Origin of the sequence: Mitsuokella multacida DSM 20544 (assembly GCF_000155955.1) — a bacterium.
Lineage (GTDB): Bacteria > Bacillota > Negativicutes > Selenomonadales > Selenomonadaceae > Mitsuokella > Mitsuokella multacida.
Map to the genome: position 1 here is coordinate 52616 of NZ_GG697141.2, position 15938 is coordinate 68553.

The 15938-nt window shown below is 57.3% G+C and carries 15 protein-coding genes; 13 read left to right on the forward strand and 2 right to left on the reverse strand.

Annotated features, from left to right (window positions below; all coding sequences use genetic code 11):
• Position 1 precedes the first annotated feature (1 nt).
• From cobD to rpsI, 4 genes are all read left to right on the forward strand, one after another.
• Positions 2 to 1096, forward strand: coding sequence for a threonine-phosphate decarboxylase CobD (gene cobD / locus MITSMUL_RS00270; RefSeq protein ID WP_147653044.1), 1095 nt, complete (start codon positions 2 to 4; stop codon positions 1094 to 1096).
• 29 nt (positions 1097 to 1125) lie between these two features.
• Positions 1126 to 1752 (forward strand): histidine phosphatase family protein, encoded by a 627-nt coding sequence (locus MITSMUL_RS00275; protein WP_005838869.1) that lies wholly within the window; start codon positions 1126 to 1128, stop codon positions 1750 to 1752.
• Positions 1753 to 1915: 163 nt separating this feature from the next.
• A complete protein-coding gene (rplM, locus tag MITSMUL_RS00280; RefSeq protein WP_005838871.1) occupies positions 1916 to 2356 on the forward strand; it encodes a 50S ribosomal protein L13 in 441 nt (146 codons plus the stop codon).
• 24 nt (positions 2357 to 2380) lie between these two features.
• Entirely contained in the window at positions 2381 to 2773 is a 393-nt protein-coding gene (gene rpsI / locus MITSMUL_RS00285; protein ID WP_005838873.1) for a 30S ribosomal protein S9, read from the forward strand.
• Positions 2774 to 2834: 61 nt separating this feature from the next.
• On the opposite strand, the gene MITSMUL_RS00290 is transcribed toward rpsI, so the two are convergent.
• Positions 2835 to 3755: a C45 family autoproteolytic acyltransferase/hydrolase gene (locus MITSMUL_RS00290; RefSeq protein WP_040635174.1), complete on the reverse strand. Its 921-nt coding sequence runs from the start codon at positions 3753 to 3755 to the stop codon at positions 2835 to 2837.
• Between the two features lie 222 nt (positions 3756 to 3977).
• Between MITSMUL_RS00290 and MITSMUL_RS00295 the strand changes: the two genes are divergently transcribed.
• Together MITSMUL_RS00295 and MITSMUL_RS00300 are read left to right on the forward strand one after the other, a co-directional pair.
• Positions 3978 to 4940: a metallophosphoesterase family protein gene (locus tag MITSMUL_RS00295; protein ID WP_211205200.1), complete on the forward strand. Its 963-nt coding sequence runs from the start codon at positions 3978 to 3980 to the stop codon at positions 4938 to 4940.
• Positions 4941 to 4984: 44 nt separating this feature from the next.
• Positions 4985 to 5500, forward strand: coding sequence for a nitroreductase family protein (locus MITSMUL_RS00300; RefSeq protein WP_040635176.1), 516 nt, complete (start codon positions 4985 to 4987; stop codon positions 5498 to 5500).
• A 180-nt stretch (positions 5501 to 5680) separates the two neighbouring features.
• Here the strand turns inward: MITSMUL_RS00300 and MITSMUL_RS00305 are convergent, their stop codons facing one another.
• Entirely contained in the window at positions 5681 to 6580 is a 900-nt protein-coding gene (locus tag MITSMUL_RS00305; protein WP_005838883.1) for a LysR family transcriptional regulator, read from the reverse strand.
• A gap of 126 nt (positions 6581 to 6706) precedes the next feature.
• Between MITSMUL_RS00305 and MITSMUL_RS00310 the strand changes: the two genes are divergently transcribed.
• The 7 genes from MITSMUL_RS00310 to MITSMUL_RS00340 all read left to right on the forward strand — a co-directional run bounded on the left by MITSMUL_RS00310 (position 6707) and on the right by MITSMUL_RS00340 (position 15889).
• Complete coding sequence (locus MITSMUL_RS00310) at positions 6707 to 7501, forward strand: MBL fold metallo-hydrolase (protein WP_040635177.1); 795 nt, start codon at positions 6707 to 6709, stop codon at positions 7499 to 7501.
• A 214-nt stretch (positions 7502 to 7715) separates the two neighbouring features.
• Entirely contained in the window at positions 7716 to 8708 is a 993-nt protein-coding gene (locus MITSMUL_RS00315) for a GGDEF domain-containing protein (RefSeq protein WP_040635178.1), read from the forward strand.
• A gap of 54 nt (positions 8709 to 8762) precedes the next feature.
• Positions 8763 to 9917 (forward strand): PP-loop family protein, encoded by a 1155-nt coding sequence (locus MITSMUL_RS00320; protein WP_040635664.1) that lies wholly within the window; start codon positions 8763 to 8765, stop codon positions 9915 to 9917.
• Between the two features lie 35 nt (positions 9918 to 9952).
• Positions 9953 to 10720: a helix-turn-helix domain-containing protein gene (locus tag MITSMUL_RS00325; protein WP_005838894.1), complete on the forward strand. Its 768-nt coding sequence runs from the start codon at positions 9953 to 9955 to the stop codon at positions 10718 to 10720.
• A gap of 154 nt (positions 10721 to 10874) precedes the next feature.
• The gene (locus MITSMUL_RS00330; protein WP_005838896.1) at positions 10875 to 12545 is read left to right on the forward strand and encodes a glycoside hydrolase family 43 protein; all 1671 of its coding nucleotides are present in this window, start codon (positions 10875 to 10877) and stop codon (positions 12543 to 12545) included.
• A 24-nt stretch (positions 12546 to 12569) separates the two neighbouring features.
• Positions 12570 to 13814 carry an MFS transporter gene (locus MITSMUL_RS00335; protein ID WP_005838898.1) on the forward strand — a complete coding sequence of 415 codons (1245 nt, stop codon included), beginning with the start codon at positions 12570 to 12572 and terminating at the stop codon, positions 13812 to 13814.
• A gap of 17 nt (positions 13815 to 13831) precedes the next feature.
• Entirely contained in the window at positions 13832 to 15889 is a 2058-nt protein-coding gene (locus MITSMUL_RS00340; protein ID WP_005838900.1) for a beta-galactosidase, read from the forward strand.
• Positions 15890 to 15938: the final 49 nt, after the last annotated feature.

The window sequence follows — 15938 nt, forward strand, 5'->3', positions numbered from 1 at the left end:
TATGATGCAGGAAGATCCGCGCTTTGTCCATGGCGGCAATGTCTACGAGCCGACGGCAGATGGAGAGCCGTGGCTCGACTTCTCGGCCAACATCAATCCGCTCGGCCTCTCGCCGCGCGTGAAAGAGGCCATCCTCGCGCACATCGATGCGGCCATCCACTATCCGGACCCGAGGGCGCGTGAACTCCGGGCATCACTTGCTGCCCACTACGACAGAGCCCCGGGAGACTTCATCCTCGGCAACGGCGCGGCGGAGCTCTTTTACCTCTACACCTTCGTCACGCGGCCGAAGCGCGTCCTCCTGCCCGTTCCTGCCTTCAGCGAGTACGAGCGGGCGGCGCATGCCGCTGGTGCTGCCGTGTCGTACAGCCCGCTCGAGGAGCGGGCGGGCTTTGAGCCGGACCTAATCTTCCTCGCCGAGGAGGCGCAGCGCGTGCAGGCGGACTGCATCGTGCTCGGCAACCCCAACAACCCGACTGGCACGCTCGTGGAGCGCGAGGCCATCGCAGACCTCGCGAAAAAGCTGCTGCCGTCCGGCACACAGCTCGTCATCGACGAGTCCTTCCTCGACTTCCGCGAGGACGAGGCGCGCTTTACCGTGCGCCAGGAACGGCTGCCGAATCTCTTCCTCGTGCGCTCGCTGACGAAGTTCTTCGCCGTGCCCGGCCTGCGGCTCGGCTTCGGTATCGGCAGCCCGGAGCTGCTGCAGGCGATGGAGGCGGCCAAAGACGTCTGGAACGTCAACGTGCTCGCGCAGGCCGCGGGCGTGGCGGCACTCGCCGACACGGCCTACCAGCAGCAGACGCGTGCGCTCGTCAAAGAGGAGAAGGAGAGACTGTCTGCCACGCTGGCCGCTCTGCACGATGTCAAGGTCTTCCCGCCGAGTGTCAACTTCATCCTCGTGAAGCTGCCTGCGGGGCGGGCGGAACGGCTCGTAACGTATCTGCGGGCGCATCATATCCTCGTGCGCGACTGCCAGCATTACCCGGGGCTCACCGGGGGATTCCTGCGCCTCGCTGTGCGCACGCGCGAGGAGAATGAGGCACTGCTCGCCGCCTGGCGCAGCTTTGACCAGATGACTGATGCTGTATCTTGATATAGAGATAAAATAGATTGGAGATTCTTATGACAAAGATCATTTTTGTCCGCCATGGCCAGACCGAGTGGAATGTGCTCGGCCGCTATCAGGGCCAGACGGATGTCGCGCTCTCGCCACTCGGCATCGAGCAGGCCGAGAAGCTCGCGGCACATTTCCCGGTTGACAAGATCGAGGCCGTCTACTCGAGCGACCTCGCGCGCGCGATGAAGACGGCCAGCTGCGTCGCCGACCGCTTCGGCCTGACGGTCGAGCCGCGCCCGGAGCTGCGTGAGCTCAACTTCGGCGACTGGGAGGGACTGACGTACGACGAAATCGTCGCCAAGTGGCCCGACGCCCTCGAGAACTTCTTCCAGCATCCCGATGTCCTCGAGATTCCGCATGGCGAGAGCTTCCCGAAGCTCCGCGAGCGCGCGCTCGCCTGTATCGAGGAGATCGTGGCCCGTCATCCCGACCAGACCGTCGCCGTCTTCGCGCACGGCGCCATCCTGCGCACCATCCTGACGGCGGCCCTGCACATGGATCTCCAGTACGTCTGGACCATCCGCCAGTTCAACACGGCCGTCAACATCGTGACCTACACCGAGCACGGCACGACGGTCGAGCTCATCAACGGCACGGGCCACCTGAAGTATACACAGGAACCTGTGGATTAAATTTGTTTTTCGGAGAAAAATCCCTTGACTTTCTCGGGACTTTTCTTTAGAATAGTTCTATGTGATGTCACGGACGAGCGTTTCCATTAGCCCCGGAAGCCTGTTTCAATACATCATACAACATGGAAAATTGATACTGAAAAAACTCTAGGGGGGAAATCGCATGAAGACAACGTTTATGGCAAATGCATCCAATATCGAGCGCAAATGGTACGTTGTAGACGCTGAAGGCCAGACTGTCGGCCGCCTCGCAGCTGAAGTCGCAAAAGTTCTTCGCGGTAAAAATAAACCGACCTTTACTCCGCACGTTGATACGGGTGATTACGTCATCGTCATCAATGCAGAGAAAGTAAAATTCACGGGTAAGAAACTCACGGATAAGACGTATTTCCGTCATTCCGGCTACCAGGGTGGCACGACGTTCACGGCGGCTGGCCACATGCTGGAGCGCTTCCCGGAGCGCGTTCTCGAGCATGCAATCAAGGGCATGCTGCCGAAGAACCGTCTCGGCGCTCAGATGTACCGCAAGCTCAGCGTTTACGCTGGCCCGGAGCATCCGCATGCAGCTCAGAAGCCGAAGAAGCTTGAGCTGAACATCCGCTAATCTGGAAAGGGAGGAACATAACACATGGCAGAAGTCATCTACTACGGCACTGGCCGCAGAAAATCGTCCGTTGCCCGTGTTCGTCTGGTTCCAGGCGAGGGCAAAGTCACGATCAATGGTCGTGACATGGAAGAGTATTTTGGTCTCAAGACTCTCGAACTCATCGTTCGTCAGCCGCTGAACCTCACGGAGACGGTTGATAAGTACGACGTCATCGCAAACGTTGCTGGTGGCGGCGTCACGGGCCAGGCTGGCGCAATCCGCCACGGCATCACGCGCGCTCTCATGGAGATGAACGCAGAGCTCCGTCCGGCCCTCAAGAAGGCTGGCTTCGTTACGCGCGACCCGCGCGAGAAAGAGCGCCGCAAGTACGGCCTCAAGAAAGCCCGCAAGGCTTCCCAGTTCTCGAAGCGTTAATCGCTCGTTGCATACGAACATACAAAATCCCGTCAGCTACGGCTGGCGGGATTTTTTGCGTTCATTGTTGCGCAGTACTGTCGAATATCTCCTGTTTCGTGAGTTGGACCGTCTGCTCATGTCCGGCATCGTCAGCTGCGGCCCGGTATTTCACATAGACCGTGAAATCTCCGTCCGGATGCAGCCAGACTACCATTTGAGCCACTGTCTGAGTATGACTCGTCTCATCGCCTGTACGCCATAGCGAATTGACCGGACCGGCGGTCTGATCCTCGCCGATGCGAATGAAATCAGCGAGTGTATATTGTTTCTGTGCTTGAAGTAGTTCCATGACCCGGTCATAGCGTTTATGGCTGCTCTCATAATACTTCTCATTTTGCGCCGCCAGATCGGCGATCAGATAGTGGTTGGTATGGGCCAGGACGCCATTTTGACGCCTCTCTATGCGCACTTCTCCGTCCAGCCCGCCCTCTATCCAGGCGACCTCACTGCGGTCAGCCAGCATGACGAATCGCACGCCCTGGAATAGTTCCGGATGCTGCACCGCCTCCTCGACCGTTGCATAGCGCTCCAGCACCTTGCGCAGTGTTCCTTGGACCGGCGGATGAGCTTCAGCAGCTGCGGCCTTCTGCTTCTTCGTCACCGAGCTGACTGCCGCCGAATAGGCCACGAGTCCCGCCTCATTGACACCGCCACGCAGCTGATGACGCTCGAACGGCCCACCATAGAGACCATAATAACGATAACCGCCTGGCTGGCGAGGTTCCGATAGATGCAGTGACTGTTCCTGCGGCCGCCAGTCGCGGTTCTTTGCTGCTATCGTACCGCCGTCTGCCACAGCCGTTCCTTGCGCCGCATAAAGCGTACAGGCCAATGCTGGCACAGGAATACATAGCAACGCTGCTCCAAGCAGGCCTGTTAGCGCTCCCCGTAAGCCTTTGCCAGACCGTCCTGGCTCACCATGTAGCTGGCTTTTATTCATTTTATATCACTCCAAATCGTACGTTATATCGCCAACATAACACAAAAAACTTTATCCTGCAAGAGTCGCAGCTTTTCACAGCTGTGGTTGTACGTCTAAAAGACGGTATGGTATAATTGATAAAAGTTGGAGGCTTCGCAGACATTGGCGTGGGATGATGAAGTAGCTGCTTAGTGGTAAACTACTGTCTTATCACTTGTGGGGGAGATGGATAGATGCATGATGAACAGGCGTACATTCATAAAACGAGCACTATTGGGAGCTGGAGCCTTGTATTTGTGGCCGTGGCAATCTTGGATGCCAGTGCGGGGGAGCGAGCGTGCCTATAAACGTCTCGTTGTGCTCGGTGATCCACATCTGCCGGTGCGCGTGGAGAAGCATCCGGACAAAGCGAAGCGTCAGGCTATCGTAGCGGCTAAACTGCGCGCCATAGCCGATATAAATTCCTGGCCGGATGTCGATAGCATAGCGGTTGTGGGCGATATCGTGGCCCGCTATAGTATCCCGAGTGAGTATGATTTCATTCGTCAGTATTTTTCAAGTGTCAAGGTGCCACTGTACGTCATCGATGGCAATCATGAGATTCTGTATGAGGATGAACCGAATGAGAACGGCAAGCTCGTGAAAGGTGATGCCGAATCCAGGCGGCGCAAGTTGCAGCATTTCTGCGAGTTCTGGCAACTTTCGAAACCCTATTACAGTCTTGAGCTTGGCGGATGTCATCTGATATTCTTGGCGACAGAGGGGCCATTGCCTACGCAGATAGGTGCTGAACAGTTCGCCTGGCTAAAGAACGATTTGACAGAGCACCCGCAATCTACGCTGATATTCTTCCATGGACCACTCATGGGGACGTTGCTGAACTATAACAACTCGGTGAACAAGAAATCGACCGTGGCTCAACCGGTCAATGAGCTGCATGATTTGCTCATGTCCAATCCGCAAGTGCGTCTCTGGATTTCGGGACATACGCATACACCGGCTACAAATGACAGCTTTGCGGCTCCAGAAATCAATATGTATGGCTCGCGGATCATGAATATACACAATAGCGATATGGACAGGAAACATATCTGGACGAATTCGCTGTATATTTATGGCGATCATATCGATATTCGGACATTCGACCATAGAAGTCAGGACTGGATCGAAAACTATGATCGACAGATAAGACTTGATGATTGAGTGAAACTAAGTTAGGATAGATAATGAATAGGAGGTTGATGAACATGGCATTTATGGATTTGGCTAAGTCTAGATATTCGGTACGGAAATTCAGCGACAAGCCCATTGAGAAGGAAAAGTTGGATGCTATCCTGGAAGCCGGGCGCATTGCTCCGACGGGGCATAACTACCAGCCTTATCGGGTGTATGTGCTGCAGAGCGCGGAAGCACTGGAGAAGATCCGGGGGCTGACTCGCTGCGCGTTCAACGCGCCGGTCGTGCTGATGGTGACGGTGCGCAAGGATGAGGAATGGGTCAACCCGTTTGAGCACAGCATCCGTGCGGGTGAACAGGATGCCAGCATCGTGGCCACTCATATGATGCTGGAAGCCTGGGATCTTGGCATCGGGTCCTGCTGGGTGAACTTTTTCCCGGTGACGAAGACGGCGGATGCCTTCCAGCTGGAACTGAATGAAGTGCCTTTGCTGTTGTTGCCTATTGGCTACGTCGCGGCAGGAGCAAAGGCTGCCCCTCAGCACGCGCAGCGTAGGAGTAATGACGAGCTTGTAAGGGTATTGTAGTATCGCGCAGAGCAGTGGCAGTACATTCTCTTGAATGTCGTCATGCTGTACCTCGGCAATCGCAAGACACAGGACAGCCTGATCGAGATGCTGCGCATCAAAATAAGGGCTTTTCGGCGTCATCCAGTTCTCGAAGCGTTGATCACTCGCTTTACACGAGCACACAAGATTCCATCAGCATCAGCTGGTGGGATTTTTTTTATGTATCCACTCTAAAAGAAAGTCACGGAAAAGGCGGCTTGCCTTTGTCGTGCGGACCTGCAGGTTTGCTACGAGATAGATCATCTGCCCGCCATTTTCTGCTTTCAGTCTTCGGCTCACGATATCTGGATGTGGGTATAGGGCATCCGCATAGTCGTAGCCGATGTTGATGGCCTTGTTTTCAAGGAGAAACGCGCGGATGATGTTTTCATCAGCCGTTTCCGCAAGGATGTGGATCTGTCGGCCGGGCACGAGGATGTGCTGGTCGATATTGTGGCGGAAGCAGTCATAGGCACGGCCTTTGCTGATGATAGTCTGACCGTCTAGGTCGTCATAGGTCAGAAATGTTTTTTTCGCCAGAGGATGTGATTTGTGCATCCGTACACTGTAATTGCTGAAAAAGAGGGGGATTCCCTCAAAACGCGTCTCGTCCAGCGGCCCCGTTACGATGGCAAAGTTGCATTGCTGCGCCGTCAATGCGGCTAGAGCCATGGCATCTGTCGTATCTACGATGCTGAGAATGATGGAAGGATACGCCTCATGGAAGTCGTTGATCAGGGGCGCACCAAGATAGGCGAGCACATGGTCGAGTGCATGAATGGTGACCACACTTTTTGACTGCGCTGCGAGCGTGTGGAGGCCGCATATGGCGTCGTATTCCTCTAGGAGACGTTTTGCATGAGGCAGCAGGATTGTTGCGTAGTCTGTTGGCATGACTCCTTTTATGCTGCGTACAAAAAGCGGCTGCCCCAGCTCTTCCTCAAGCAGACGGATTACCTTGCTCACGCCTTGCCTTGAGACAAATAGCCTGTCTGCGGCTGTCTTTATGTTCTGTGTCTGATAGACGGTTACGAAATACTGAAGCTGTTTCTGATTCATAGAGCACCTCCTGTGTTCATTATAGCGCAACTATATAGTTGCTTCAATCATCTCTTTATCTTCTTTTCCCTGTGTCATGACTCCGCTATAATGAGGCATATAAAGAACGAGGAGGTTTTGCATACTATGAAAATCACACAGATCCGCAACGCGACTAACCGCTTAGTATATGCCGGTAAGACGTTTCTCATCGATCCCTGGCTTTCCCCGAGCCACATGTTCACTTTCGCCGACGTGCCCGGGCATCCCTACCATATCCCTGACCAGGTGAAGGAGCATCTGCCGATGCCGTTCTATGACCTTCCCATGTCTACAGAAGAAATCCTGGAAGATGTCGACTGCGTTATCGTCACGCACCTCCATCCGGACCACATTGACATTTCTTTCGCCGACGGTACTGTAGGCGCCCCACTCGATAAGGCTGTACCCATTCTCTGCCAGAACGAAGAAGATGCGGTTGTCCTGAAGAAATCTGGATTTCAGGAGATCACCATCCTTCCGAAAGAATGGATGAAAATAGGAGATGCCAGCATCCGTCAGGTTCCCGCTCTCCACGGCACCTACCTCCCCTGCGGGAATGCCATGGGCGTCCTCTTTGAAGCAAAAGACGAAAAGACATTCTATCTTGCTGGCGATACCATCTGGTATGAGGAAGTCGCTGCAACCATTGAGAAATTCCGACCAGGAGTAATCGCCCTCAATGCCTGTGCAGCGGAGACTCTCGAGAATGGCCGTCTGATCATGGGGGATGAAGATGTCTGGAATGTGTCGCTTGCAGCTCCTGATGCCAGACTCTATATCACGCATATGGACAATGTTGCTCATGCATCCATCACTCGCCATGTGATGCGCGGCCGCCTGGCTTCTCGTGGCGTCGTGAATTACGATATGCCAGCCGATGGCGAGAGCGTTGTATATTGATGGATACCAATCAATCAAACTATCCAGTTCTCGAAGCGTTAATCGCTCGCTTTACACGAACATACAGATCCCATCGGTCATTGGCCGGTGGGATTTTTTGTGTGTTGTCAATCTCTCTGATTCCTAGTAGAATGGAGATAGAAAGACAGAAAGACCGTTTCGACGAGAAGCTGGCGAAGCGGTGCTGAGAACGGATACGCAGAAAGGCAATATCATGGACGATATTTCGGGGGAAAAAATAGAGGCACATCCAACGGAACCGGGGCGCGTGGATATGCTGCAGGGCGTGGCAGGAGGCTTCGGGGAGGGCAACCGGATGCTGAAGACGCTGATGGATGCCATGCCGATTGGCTGCTATGTGCTGCGGCCGGACCACACGGTGCTGTACTGGAATCCTACGGCGGAGAAGCTCTTGGGTTTCTCGGCGGAGGAGATGCGGGGCAAGCGCTGCGTGGACATGCCGCTCGGCTGCTCGTTCACGAACAGTAGCCGTATCGGTGCGCATTGCCCGGCCATCGTCGCCTATGCGACAGGCAAGGCCAAGACGCTCGAGATGTTCATGCGGCGCAAGGATGGCAAGGACATCCTGCTGCGCAATACGCTGGTGCCATTGGCCGACGAGAATGGGGAGGTCAAGGAGCTCGTCTCGTTCTTCGTGCCGCTGACGGATGCGAATTACGACCAGGGCCTCATCAAGGCCATCTACGAGACGGCGACGCGCGACCCGCTGACGTGCCTGCCCGGGCGGAAATTCATGGAGGTCTGCATCGATGAGGCGATGGAGATCTACCGGCGGACGGGGCAGCCGTTTGCCGTGCTCTTCGCCGATGTCAACAACTTCCATGACATCAACAACACGTATGGCCATGCAGCGGGCGATGACCTCTTGCGCGCGTTCGGGATTGCCCTGCGCAAGTACGGCAGGAAGGCCGACAAGTTCTGCCGCTGGGGCGGTGACGAATTCGTGGGCCTGCTGCACCTGAGGCATCCGGAGGACATCGAGGGCGCAGCAAAACGCTTCTTGAAGATTGCCCATAACTGTGAAGTAACGGAAGATGGGAAGACCATATCCTGCCGCGCATCAATCGGCATCACGGTGGTGCGCGACGACGATACTGTCAAGTCCATTGTCTCGCGTGCGGACCACTACATGTATCTGGCCAAGAAGCGCAAAGAGGACCAGATTGTCACGGACTTTGACCAATAATAAATGAAAGGGAAGATTGCAAGCAATATGACCGCTATTATCGACGATTGGAAGATGAAACAGGAAATCACGGTGGAGGAGTTGGCAGAGCTGAGCCCGGACGAGGTCTATCTCGTGGACATCCGCGATGAGGTGGCGTTTGAGCGCGGCTCGCTGCCGGGCGCGCAGAACCTCAATCCTCTGGAACTGCAGCAGGGCGGCTACGACCTGCCGGAGGAAAGGCTCATCGTCTGCATCTGCATGTGGGGCAAGATCAGTCTTGGCCTCGCGCAGAATCTGCGCGAGCAGGGCTATGCGGCCGTCTCACTGCAGGGCGGCTACTCGCTCTGGCTGCAGCGCAAACTGGAACGCGAGACGGCTGAGGCGGCTGAGGATTCGGAGCGCCTCAAGCGCATCGAGAACTCCCTGCGCAAGAAGTACAAGCACAAGATCTACAGCAAATTCGTCGAGGCCGTCTGCAAGTTCGAGCTCGTGCGCCCCGGCGACAAGATTGCCGTCTGCATCTCGGGCGGCAAGGACTCGATGCTCATGGCGAAGCTCTTCCAGGACCTCAAGCGCCACAACAAGTTCCCGTTTGAGCTCGTCTTCCTCTGCATGGACCCCGGCTACAACGAGATGAACCGCCGCATCATCGAGGAGAACGCGAAGCTCCTGCACGTGCCGCTGACCTTCTTCTCGACGGACATCTTCGAGTCGGTCTTCCATGTGGAGGAGTCGCCGTGCTATCTCTGCGCCAAGATGCGCCGCGGCTACCTCTACCGCAAGGCTCGCGCGCTCGGCTGCAACAAGATCGCGCTCGGCCATCACTTCGACGATGTGATCGAGACGAATCTCATGAGCATGCTCTACTCCGGCGCCATCCGCACGATGATGCCGAAGGTCAAGAGCACGAGCTGCCCCGGCATGGAACTCATCCGGCCGCTTTACTACATCCACGAGGCGGACATCAAGCGCTGGCGCGACGACAACGGCCTCTACTTCATCCAGTGTGCCTGCAAGTTCACCGAGACGTGTTCGACCTGCCATACGGATGGCACGACGGATTCCAAGCGCCTCGAGGTCAAGAAGCTCATCGCGAAGCTCGCTGAGACGAACAGCCAGGTCCCGGGCAATATCTTCCACGCACTCGAGAACGTCAACCTCGACACCGTCCTGAAGTACAAGCAGGCGGGCGAGGAGCACAGTTTCCTGGAGCATTACGATCAATAATACAAGAGAACACACCATAGAAATGAGGGGAACATATGCTGTGGGATGGGAATGTGTCGAAACGGGAGCAGATGCGGCGGGATATCCAGCGGAAGATCTCGCAGATCAACATGGAGCGGCGGGAAATGGAGCTGCCGCACAATCCGTATGACCAGGAACAGCGCGAGTGCCTGAGCATCGAGCAGGGAGACCGTGAGGCGCTCAAGAGGGCCTTGGCGGAGAAGCGGACGGGCACGATGACGGGGAAGCTGGCAGATGACCCGTTGCGCTCGGCCAAGAACATCGGCATCGTCATCCTGACGCTGGCCTCACGGGCGGCCATCCGCGGCGGCATGGACCCCGAGACATCCTTCACGATTGAAGATGCTTATGCGCAGCAGATCGAGAAACTGCAGACGGAAGAGGAAGTCGACAGGGTGGCGCGAGAGGCAGAATTCTACTACACAGCAGAGGTGGCAAAACTGCGGCAGGCCAGGCGCGATGACGACCTGACGGCACGCTGCAAGACGTATATCCAGCAGCACATCCAGGAACCCCTGCGCCTGAACGGCATCGCGAAGGCCTTCCGGCTGTCGACGGACTATCTGTCGGCACATTTCTCGCAGATCACGGGGGTGCCGCTCAAGGAGTACATCCTGCAGGAGAAGGCCCGTCAGGCAGCAGACCTGCTGCGCTATACGGATTATCCCATCAATGTCATCAGTTCGTATCTATCGTTCTCGTCACAGAGTCATTTCGGACAGGTCTTTCGCAAGTACATGGGGATGACGCCAAAAATCTATCGGAATAAATACAAAGAATAATGATCGATACCGTATTTCTTATATTCAGGACGCGTTTTTTATAGAATGCGTCCTGTTTTTTCGTTATGATAATCGTAAAGATAAGGCGTGCACAGGAACGCACGCAGTGTGAAATGATTTTCATCTGATTTCTCGAGAAAGGAGTCATACGTATATGGGCATCATCTGTAATCCAATCATCTCGGGCATGGCACCGGACCCGAGTATCCTGCGCGTCGGCGACGATTACTATCTGGCGACGTCCACCTTCCACTGGCTGCCGGGCATCCCCATCTACCACTCAAGGAATCTTGCGGACTGGGAACTCCTGACACATGTGCTCAAGGGGACAGAGGTCAATCTGCGCGGCACGCACACGCCGGCGGGCATCTGGGCGCCGCATCTCTCCTACGATGCACAGGCGAAGAAGTACTGGCTGGTCTTCTGCCACATGAAGAACATGGCGGGACGCGAGTTCAATGCGGAGAGCTACGCGATGTCGGCCGACGATATCACGGGGCCGTGGTCGGACCCCGTCTACCTGACTTCCATCGGCTTTGACCCGTCGCTCTATCACGAGGACGGCCATCACTATCTCGCCATCCTCGAGTGGGAGACGCGCAGCGGCTATCAGGCACCGGGCACCATCGTCATGGCGGAAGTCGACCTGCGGACAGGCAAGCTCGTGGATGGTTGGCACCGTATCACAAACGGCTTCACGACGCGCGGCTGTGTCGAAGCGCCGCAGATCTACAAGCATGGAGCGTACTACTACATGCTGGCAGCCTCAGGCGGCACGGGCTATGCTCACGGCGTCGAGATGGGGCGCGCGGAAAAGATCTTCGGCCCGTATGAGCCGAATCCGACGGGGGAGCCCATCCTGACGTCGTCGCCGCGTCACCTGTTCTCTCTCGGCGATCCGGATGCCGGCCACTTTGAGATGTACAATCCGAAATCGCTGATGCAGAAAGCCGGCCACGGCTCGCTCGTCGAGACGCCGGAACATGAGTGGTACATCGCGCATCTGATGGCGCGTCCGCTGCCCGGCACGAAGCTCAACCCGCTGGGGCGCGAGACGGCCCTGCAGAAGATGCATTGGACGGAGGACGGCTGGCTGGAGCTGGCGGACGGCTCCAATGTCGCCAAGATGACGACAGAGGCACCGTGCAGCCAGCCATCAGAGCCGCGAGATGCGCAGGAAGACGATGTCTACGACGCTTTCTCGTCGGGGGTGCTCAGCAAGAAGTTCATGGCGCCGTACCATCAGCCCGATCTGTCATGGGTCAGCGTGCAGCATGGGCACCTCGTACTCTGTGGCCGCGAGTCCTTCTTCTCGCAGAACGACCCGTCCATCCTCGCGACGCGCGCGACGTCGTTCTCGTACCAGCTGCAGACGAAGCTGGACTTCCATCCCGTGCACTATTCACAAACGGCGGGAGGCGGCCTTTACTACGATTCCAACAACTGGATCTACGCCTATGTCGGCCTCAGTGACAAGGAGGACCAGCGCGTCATTTCCATCCTGCAGGCGAAGCTCGGGCAGCGCATCGCCTTTGACTTTGACACGGTGCGGATTCCCGATGGGGCTGTGCCAGAGCTGCGCTGGCAGTATCATTACGGCAAGGCGCAGGCCTTCTACCGCCTCGATGAGGGCGCTGAGTGGCAGGCCATCGCGGATGCTTGCGATGTCTCGTACCTCTCAGACGAGGGGGTCAATGGCGAGCCGGGCGAAATCGGGGGCTTTACGGCACTCTTCAATTTCATCGGCAGTGTCGATGCCTATCAGCACGATTCACAGGCGGAGTTTTTCTATTATCAGGTCAAGTCAGATCAAGCAAATCAATAAGAGAGAATATAGGGGGAGTTCATCATGAGTCAGAAAGTCATCATTTCCATCAAGCGCCTGGTACCGGCGCTGATCATCGGCCCGGCAAGCTGGCTGGGACCGTATATCGTCATGCTGGGCTTGTTCTTGCCAGCGCTCTTGCAGGAACTCGATGCTGAGAATAAGGTCGCCATGCTCGCGCTGTTCGCGGCGACGGGCAGCATCATCTCGGCCATCTCGAACATGGTGGCGGGCGCGCTCTCGGACAACACGCATTCGCGCTTCGGCAAGCGCGCGCCGTGGATTGTCGGCGGTGCCTTCTTCTTCATGCTCTCGATGATCGGTGCGGCCTTCTCGGAAGGCGTGGCCATGCTGCTCGTCTGCTGGAGCATCGGCCAGGTCGCGCTGAACTTCATCGTGGCCCCGATGGTTGCCTGGCTGGACTTTGCGGCAGATGAGCACAAGGGCAAGGCCTCGTCGGCGTACGGCGGCCTCGGCATGGCGCTCGGCAACAACGGCTTCAATGTCATCGGTGCGATGTTCCTCGGCCAGTTCCGCCTCGGCTTCATCATCTTCGGTGTCATCACCTTCATCGGCGTGCTGCTGGCCACGCTGCTCGTCCATGAGCCGTCGAACCTCAATGAGAAAGAGGAGGCCCGCGAGGAGAAGCAGCACTATTCCTTCTCGATGGACAGCCTGCGCCAGGTCTTCCCAGCATGGCACATCGGCCGTGACTACTATCTGGCTCTCATCGGCAAGGTCTTCCTCGGCATCGGCAACTTCGCCATCACGGGCTACATCCTCTACATCATGACGGACTTCCTGAAGCTCGGCGACCAGACGCAGTCGGGCATCCAGCTCGTCAACTCCATCATGTTCTTCATCGGCGTCTTCATGGGCTTCTTCGCCGGACCGATTGCCGATAAGTTCAAGATCCTCAAGCTGCCTGTCGCCTGCTCGGCTCTTTTCCTGGCACTCGGCGCACTGGCACTCTATCTCTTCCACGACATGACGGGCGTCACCATCTACGCATTCTGCGCGGGCATCGGCATGGGCCTCTGGAACTCGCTCGACAACTACCTCAACCTGCAGGTCATCCCGGACAAGGACCGCGTCGGCTTCTTCCTCGGCATCTACAATGTCGGCAACTCCCTGCCGCAGGCCATCGGCCCGGTCATCGCCGCAGCAGCAATCGGCATCATCGGCTTCTCCGGCGTCTTCGTGGTCTCCATGGTCTTCGCGCTGATCGCGAGCCTCTGCATCTTCTCCATCCGCAGTGTGACGCGCTGAGAAAGGAGCGTTGAACGATGAAAGAACATCCTGTCCATCCCATTCTCTACGGTGCGGCGTACTACGACGAGTACATGCCGTGTGAGCGGCTGGCGGAAGACATGAAGCTCATCAAGGAAGCGGGCATGAATACCATCCGCATCGCCGAATCGACCTGGGGCACGATGGAGCCGGAGCGCGGCCATTTCGATTTCTCGCATGTCGACCGCGCGCTCGATGCGGCGGAGGCGCACGGCCTGCAGGTCATCGTCGGCACGCCGACCTACGCCATCCCGACGTGGATGGCGCGGGAGTGCCCCGATGTCCTGCTCGTGCCGGAGGCCGGCCCCGTCCGCAATGGCGCGGTGCTCGACCATGGCCATGAGCTCTACGGCAGACGCCAGAACATGGACATCGGCCATCCGTACTACCGCGCCTGTGCCGAAGAGATGATCCGCGCCCTGATGGAGCACGTCAGGGATCGCCGCTCTATCATCGGCTATCAGCTCGACAACGAGACGAAGTACTACGGCAATGCAAATGAGCGGATACAGCGGGCGTTCCGCGACTGGCTCAAGGCGTGCTTCGGCAGTCTGGAGGCGCTCAACCGCGCCTTCGGCCTCAACTACTGGAGCAACCGCATCAACAGTTGGGAGGATTTCCCCGATGTGCGCGGCACGATCAATGCGAGCCTCGCCTCGGCCTTTGATGAATTCCGCCGCACAACGGTCAAGGAATTCCTCCTGTGGCAGGCCGGGATCGTCCGGGAGTACCTGCGTGAGGGCCAGTTCATCACGCAGAACTTCGACTACGCGTGGCGCGGCTGGTCGTTCGGCCTGCAGCCGCAGGTCGACCACTTTCAGTGTGCGGAGGCCGTGAGCCTTGCGGGCGTCGACATTTACCACCCGACGCAGTCGGCCCTGACGGGCACGGAGATCGCCTTCGGCGGCGATATCAGCCGCTCCCTCAAGCAGAAGAATTATCTCGTCGTCGAGACGGAGGCGCAGGGCTTCCCGCAGTGGACGCCGTACCCGGGGCAGCTTCGCCTGCAGGCGTTCAGCCATCTGGCCAGCGGCGCCTGCGGCGTCATGTACTGGCACTGGCATTCCCTGCACAATTCGTGGGAAACGTACTGGAAGGGCGTGCTCTCGCATGACCTCAAGCCAGGCCGCATCTACCGGGAAGTGCAGGAAGTCGGGCGCGAGATGGCGCGCCTCAGTACGCACCTGCAGGGCCTGCGTAAGAAGAACCGCGTGGCGATGCTCGTCAGCAATGAGGCGCTCTCGGCGCTCGAGCATCACCCGATCGGCGACGTGCTGCGCAAGCGCGACTTCAAGTACAACGATGTCATGCGCTGGCTCTACGATGCCTTCTACCGCAGCAACATCGAATGTGATTTCCTGCCGCCGACGACGCGCGATTTCCAAGCGTATGACCTCGTCCTGGTTCCCGCGCTCTACACGGCGGAGGAGGCGCTCTTAGATGCGCTCAAGCAGTACGTGGCAGATGGCGGCCATCTGCTAGCCACCTTCAAGACGGGCTTTACGGACGAGAATGTAAAGGTCTGGCACGACGACCAGCCGCATCATCTGACGGAGGTCTTCGGCCTGCGCTATCAGGAGTTCACGGATACCCCTGACATGAGACTCTGGGGCGAGAACAGCCTGTCGGGCGCGACCTGCTCTGCTTGGGAGGAACTCCTGATGCCGACGACGGCCAAGGTGCTGGCTTCGTACGACAATCCTGCCTGGCAGCCGTATGCGGCCGTCACGGAGAATGTGTATGGCAAAGGCAAGGCCTGGTATCTCGGCTGCTATTTCTCGCCAGTGCATCTCGAGCAGTTCGTGCGGGCCGTCATCGCGAAAGCACTGCCCGCCATCCGGCCCTATGATGCGGTGTTCCCGCGCATCATCCGCACGGGCTATAACGCGGCAGGCCATCGCCTGACGTACTACCTGAACTATTCGGATACGGAGCAGAGCATCGCGTATGCGGGCAGGGCGGCCAAGGAATTGACGACAGGACGGCGCGTCGAAGACGGCAACGCCCTCACGCTGAGACCATGGGGCGTCCGGATTGTAGAAGAAGATGCATAAACGAGAATCGAATAAGGCATGAAAAAACCGGCAGGTGCTGTTCCTGCCG

Coding starts and splice junctions, on each gene's coding strand:
- MITSMUL_RS00335 (WP_005838898.1), top strand. CDS start 12,570: ATGAGTCAGAAAGTCATCATTTCCATCAAGCGCCTGGTACCGGCGCTG.
- MITSMUL_RS00340 (WP_005838900.1), top strand. CDS start 13,832: ATGAAAGAACATCCTGTCCATCCCATTCTCTACGGTGCGGCGTACTAC.
- rplM (WP_005838871.1), top strand. CDS start 1,916: ATGAAGACAACGTTTATGGCAAATGCATCCAATATCGAGCGCAAATGG.
- MITSMUL_RS00305 (WP_005838883.1), bottom strand. CDS start 6,580: ATGAATCAGAAACAGCTTCAGTATTTCGTAACCGTCTATCAGACACAG.
- MITSMUL_RS00310 (WP_040635177.1), top strand. CDS start 6,707: ATGAAAATCACACAGATCCGCAACGCGACTAACCGCTTAGTATATGCC.
- MITSMUL_RS00290 (WP_040635174.1), bottom strand. CDS start 3,755: ATGAATAAAAGCCAGCTACATGGTGAGCCAGGACGGTCTGGCAAAGGC.
- MITSMUL_RS00275 (WP_005838869.1), top strand. CDS start 1,126: ATGACAAAGATCATTTTTGTCCGCCATGGCCAGACCGAGTGGAATGTG.
- MITSMUL_RS00315 (WP_040635178.1), top strand. CDS start 7,716: ATGGACGATATTTCGGGGGAAAAAATAGAGGCACATCCAACGGAACCG.
- MITSMUL_RS00325 (WP_005838894.1), top strand. CDS start 9,953: ATGCTGTGGGATGGGAATGTGTCGAAACGGGAGCAGATGCGGCGGGAT.
- MITSMUL_RS00295 (WP_211205200.1), top strand. CDS start 3,978: ATGAACAGGCGTACATTCATAAAACGAGCACTATTGGGAGCTGGAGCC.
- rpsI (WP_005838873.1), top strand. CDS start 2,381: ATGGCAGAAGTCATCTACTACGGCACTGGCCGCAGAAAATCGTCCGTT.
- MITSMUL_RS00300 (WP_040635176.1), top strand. CDS start 4,985: ATGGCATTTATGGATTTGGCTAAGTCTAGATATTCGGTACGGAAATTC.
- cobD (WP_147653044.1), top strand. CDS start 2: ATGATGCAGGAAGATCCGCGCTTTGTCCATGGCGGCAATGTCTACGAG.
- MITSMUL_RS00330 (WP_005838896.1), top strand. CDS start 10,875: ATGGGCATCATCTGTAATCCAATCATCTCGGGCATGGCACCGGACCCG.
- MITSMUL_RS00320 (WP_040635664.1), top strand. CDS start 8,763: ATGAAACAGGAAATCACGGTGGAGGAGTTGGCAGAGCTGAGCCCGGAC.